Origin of the sequence: Microbacterium sp. UBA3394, from assembly GCF_002358725.1 — a bacterium.
Lineage (GTDB): Bacteria > Actinomycetota > Actinomycetes > Actinomycetales > Microbacteriaceae > Microbacterium > Microbacterium luteum.
In genome coordinates, this window is sequence record NZ_DEPK01000041.1 from 1,910 (window position 1) to 6,617 (window position 4,708).

Genomic DNA, 4,708 nt, shown 5'->3' on the forward strand with positions numbered 1-4,708 from the left:
GGCGGGTTCATCCTGTCGCTGTTCGCCACCTACGGCGCGACCGTCGCGGTGTTCCAGTGGGGCTGGGGCGCCGACATCATCGGCCTGCACGCGACCGGCCCCATCCTGAGCTTCCTGCCGGTGCTGCTCGTGGGCATCCTCTTCGGCCTCGCCATGGACTACCAGCTGTTCCTGTCCTCCGGCATGCGGGAGGCGTTCGTCCACGGCGCACCTGCGCGCCTGGCCGTGATGCGGGGGCTGCGCGCCGGCCGCGCCGTGGTCACGGCGGCGGGCCTGATCATGGTCTCGGTGTTCGGCGGGTTCATCTTCGCGGAGTCGACCATGATCCGCTCGATCGGGTTCGGTCTCGCCTTCGGTGTGCTGCTCGACGCCTTCGTCGTGCGAATGCTGCTCATGCCGGCCCTGATGCACCTGCTCGGCCGCTCGGCCTGGTGGCTGCCCCGATGGCTCGACCGGATCATCCCGAACGTCGACGTCGAGGGCGCCAAGCTCGAGCGCGCCCACCACGCCCCCTGGCCCGACGGCGAGGAGCCGGTGGACGGCGGCGAGCCGGCCGGTGACGAGCCGCTGACACGGCGCGAGGCCCGCGACCGCGGCGAGCTCTGACACCTTCGCCGTCGACAACACAGGAGATCCGCGCGGCATGGGCGCGTCACGGCGCCTGACGCGCCGGCCGGCCCGCGAATCTCCTGTGTTGTTCACGCCGCTCACGGCCGCCGGCGGGGTCAGCCGCCGCCGAACCCGCACCAGTCGGCGACCCACGTGAGGATGCGGCCGCGCAGCGCGTCGCCGACGAAGAGCTCGACCTCGCCGGACTCCCCTGCCACCGAGACCCGCACATCGAAGATCGTGCCGCGTTTGTCCTCTTGCACCGCATGAGCGTCGCAGCGGGTGGGGACCACCGGCAGGTCGAGTGTCGTGGGTTCCTTCCCCGGCTGCACGAGCACCCCGATGGGGAGCACGCCGTCGACGGTGGCGTCGCCGAAGGTGAGCAGGTTGGTCTGCTGGACCGCGGTCACCTCCGCATCGCCGTCGCCCACCGGAACGATCTCCATGCGCAGCAGCGCCGGTTCGCCCGAGGGTGACGGCGAGAACCCCGTGAAGGCGATGTCGGCCGCGGCGGCGAGCGCCTCGGCCCGGCACTCCCGCTCGTGGAGGGGACCGGCAAACCCGAGCGGATCCGCGATCGGAAGAGCAACGGTGCGAGAGGTGCCGTCGGCGATGAGCTCGAGGCGCACCGTCGGACCAGCACTCGATGCGATATCGCACGCGACCGCGGGCAGCTGCACCCGGATGTCGATGGATCCGCCGGCGGGAACCGTGCTCTCCCGGTCCACGAGCCGGACCGCATCCGCAACGAACCGCGGATCGACGACCGCGACGTCACCGATCCGCACGGCCGCCCCGGAGAGGTTCTCCACCCGCACCTGCGCGTGCCGCTCCGCCACGTCCGCGCGCAGCTGGATCAGGGCAGCCCGCAGCTCCGGCTCGCCGCTCCCGCCGGGTTCGCCCGTCGGGCCGCCGGCGCACCCTGTCAGCACGGCGAGCGCGACCGCCGCGACCAGCGCACGTCGCCTCACACGCATCCGCGCCGCCCTCGCATGCGCTCACGCTACGCCCGCCGCACCCTCCTCGGGAGGACATCGCCGTTCCAGAGGATCCCGCTCGCGAATTCGTCCTCTCGGGGAGGGAAATCCTCTCGAAGCGGCGAGAAGAGGATCGCCGCTCGGGCCCGGGTCAGGGGCGGATGACGGCCTTCTCGACGGTGAACGCGTCGAGAGCATCGGGGTCGATGTCGACACCGAGGCCCGGTCCGGTCGGCACGCGCACGTGCCCGTCGTCGAGCACGGCGGGTTCGGTCACGATGTCGCGGGCGTAGAACCGGTCAGCGGCGGAGACGTCGCCGGGAAGGGTGAAGCCCGGCAGAGCGGCGAGCGCGGCGTTCGCCGCCCTGCCGATGCCGGTCTCGAGCATGCCGCCGCACCACACCGGCACGTCGGCGTCGCGGCACAGGTCGTGGATGGCGATCGCCTCGAGATAGCCGCCCACGCGCCCGGCCTTGATGTTCACGATCGCGGCCGACCCGAGCGCGAGCGCGTCCGCGGCGGCCTTGCGCGAGGTGATCGACTCGTCGAGGCAGACCGGCGTCGACAGGCTGCCGGCGAGGGTGGCGTGGTCCACCAGGTCGTCCTCCTGCAGCGGCTGCTCGATGAGCAGCAGATCGAACCGGTCGAGCTGCGCGAGGGTGCCCGTGTCGGCCAGGGTGTAGGCCGAGTTGGCATCGACCTGCAGGGGGATCGAGCCGAACGCCTCGCGCACCGCGGCGGTGTCGTCGATGTCGCGACCGGGTTTGATCTTGATCTTGATGCGCACGTAGCCGTCGTCGAGGTATCCGCGCACGGTCTCGACGAGGGCGGCGGGATCGCGCTGAATGCCGACCGACACCCCGGAGGGCACCCGGTCGGCGACCGCACCGGCGTAGGACCCGAAGGAACGCCCCTCCCCGCGCAGGGCGGCGTCGAGCACGGCGAGCTCGAGCCCCGCCTTGGCCATCCGGTGCCCGACGAAGGGCTCGAGCACGCTCGCGACCCGCTCCGGCGCGATGGTTCGCTCGGCCAGCAGCGCCGGGATGAGGAAGCGCGTGGTGACGTCCCACGCGCCCTGGGTGTACTCGCTCGAGTACAGCGGCGCCTGCTGCGTGACGATCTCACCCCATCCCTCGAGCCCGTCGGCGAGAGCTCGCACGACGATCACCTCGCGAACCGTCTCGGTGCCGAACGACGTCGTGAACGGCGAGACGAGCGGGATGTGCAGCACACGCAGTTCGAATCCGTCGAGGTCGATGGATGCTGCGGGGCGGGTGACCGACATCCCCCCACGTTAGCGAGGTACCGCGCACGGTCGCCGAGCGTTCGGCGTCTAACGCCAGGCAGGAAGCCTGTAAAGCCCCTCTCCCGCGTCGGACTCGGGTCGTAGCGTCGGCATCATGCAGACGACATTCCATCCTCGACGCGCGATCGTGACCGGCTCGGACTCGGGCATCGGCGCGGCCACGGCGCTCGCGCTCGCCGACGCGGGTCTCGACGTCGTCGTGACCTGGCACAGCGACCAGGACGGTGCGGAGGAGACCGCGCAGGGCGTGCGGGATCGCGGCCGCCGCGCGCATGTGCGGCAGTTCGACGCGACCGATCTCGACCGGGTGGAAGCCGACATCGACAGCATGGCCGACGAGCTCGGCGGCCTCGACGTCTTCGTGAACAACTCCGGCGGCGGCAACGGGGGTCCGTTCCTCGATCTCGACCGGTCGACGTGGCGCAGCATCGTGTCACTCAACCTCGACGGAGCGTTCCTCGCCCTGCAGGCGGCTGCCCGGAGGATGGCGACGCAGCGCACCGGCGGCCGTCTCATCGCCGTCACGAGCGTGCACGAGCATCAGCCGCGCGTGGAGTCGGCCCCGTATGTCGCCGCCAAGCACGGCCTCGGCGGCCTGCTGAAGGTCATGGCGCAGGAGCTCGGTGCGCACGGGATCACCGCGAACGCCGTCGCACCCGGCGAGATCGCCACGCCGATCAACGACATGGAGGCCGGCGACGCCGAGCAGACCCACCGTGCCGGCATTCCGCTGGCTCGGCCGGGTGCGCCCGAGGAGGTCGCCGCGGTGGTCGCCTTCCTCGCCTCGCCGGCCTCGAGCTATGTGACGGGCGCGAGCTGGGTGGTCGACGGTGGGATGCTTCAGATGGGACCGCAGGCCGGCTCCCACCTGAACAGCGACGAATGGAGGATCTGATGTCGGGAGCGGACGAGATGACCCCCGAGGAGAAGCGGCACGACCAGCTGACGTCGGCGCCGGCGGCCACGGAAGACGACGCGGCTCCGCGGATCGACGTCACCGAGCACGACGGCATCACGCGAATCGACGTGCGCGACGACGCCGAGGTGCGGCCCGGGGGCCCGCAGATCCCGGAAGAAGACTGACCCGGCCCCTCGCCCCGCCAGCCGGGCGCGTGCCGGTCAAGGACGCACGAGGAGGTAGCCGCGGGCGTCGTCGAATCCGCCGATGACGAGCCCGTCGGCCAGATGCGCCAGCAGCTGCTCGCGCACCCGGAGACGCCAGGCGCTCGCGGCCATGGGGTCGCTGCGGCGGAGCGTCTCGATGTCGGCGGGCACCTCCACGGCGGCGGCGACCCGGTCATCGGGCGGAGTGAGGGCGGGAGCCGAGGCGATCGCCCACGCGACGAGGATGCGGTCCGTCTCGTCGCCGCGGTTGACGCCGTCATCCATCGCGCCGTAGTGGTTCACCAGGTACTCGACGGCGCGCACGCCGAGAACTCGGAAGTTGAAATGGGCGTTGCGGCGCACGAGCGGATCGAAGGTCCAGGTGATCGTGCCGACATCGCGGGCGAGCGCCCATTCGCGCTGGTGCTGCTTCAGCAGCCGGCCGACGCCCCGCCCCTGGTGCTCCGGCAGAACGCCGGTGATGTGGGAGTGCATCGTGCGCTCGGGGGGTGCTCCGAAGAAAGCCACCGAGGCGCCGACCATCTCGGCTTCGCGCCAGATGCCCACGGTGTACGACCCGGCATGGGCCATCGCGCGCAGCAGCTGCGGCGGCATCGCGGCGCGATCGCCGCCCCACACGCGCGCGAGCACGTCACTAGCGACGACCGCGTCGTCCACGGTCGCCAGTGGCCGGATCTCGAGTCCGGCCGAC

6 protein-coding genes are annotated in these 4,708 nt (G+C 71.7%); 3 read left to right on the forward strand and 3 right to left on the reverse strand.

What is annotated here, in order from left to right:
• Positions 1–606, forward strand: a 606-nt coding sequence (locus tag B4E30_RS02240; RefSeq protein ID WP_286793296.1) for an MMPL family transporter, incomplete at its 5' end; no start/stop codon positions are given.
• Positions 607–725: 119 nt separating this feature from the next.
• Here B4E30_RS02240 and B4E30_RS02245 read toward each other — a convergent pair.
• Together B4E30_RS02245 and menC are read right to left on the reverse strand one after the other, a co-directional pair.
• Complete coding sequence (locus B4E30_RS02245; RefSeq protein ID WP_286793297.1) at positions 726–1,586, reverse strand: hypothetical protein; 861 nt, start codon at positions 1,584–1,586, stop codon at positions 726–728.
• A 151-nt stretch (positions 1,587–1,737) separates the two neighbouring features.
• Complete coding sequence (menC, locus tag B4E30_RS02250) at positions 1,738–2,871, reverse strand: o-succinylbenzoate synthase (protein WP_286793298.1); 1,134 nt, start codon at positions 2,869–2,871, stop codon at positions 1,738–1,740.
• Positions 2,872–2,986: 115 nt separating this feature from the next.
• Here menC and B4E30_RS02255 point away from each other — a divergent pair, with 115 nt between their 5' ends.
• Together B4E30_RS02255 and B4E30_RS02260 are read left to right on the forward strand one after the other, a co-directional pair.
• Positions 2,987–3,787 (forward strand): SDR family oxidoreductase, encoded by an 801-nt coding sequence (locus tag B4E30_RS02255; RefSeq protein ID WP_286718019.1) that lies wholly within the window; start codon positions 2,987–2,989, stop codon positions 3,785–3,787.
• Entirely contained in the window at positions 3,787–3,975 is a 189-nt protein-coding gene (locus B4E30_RS02260; RefSeq protein WP_286718017.1) for a multidrug transporter, read from the forward strand. Before B4E30_RS02255 ends, B4E30_RS02260 begins: the two co-directional genes overlap by 1 nt.
• A gap of 36 nt (positions 3,976–4,011) precedes the next feature.
• Here the strand turns inward: B4E30_RS02260 and B4E30_RS02265 are convergent.
• A partial coding sequence (locus tag B4E30_RS02265) for a GNAT family N-acetyltransferase (RefSeq protein WP_286793299.1) occupies positions 4,012–4,708 on the reverse strand: 697 nt, incomplete at its 5' end.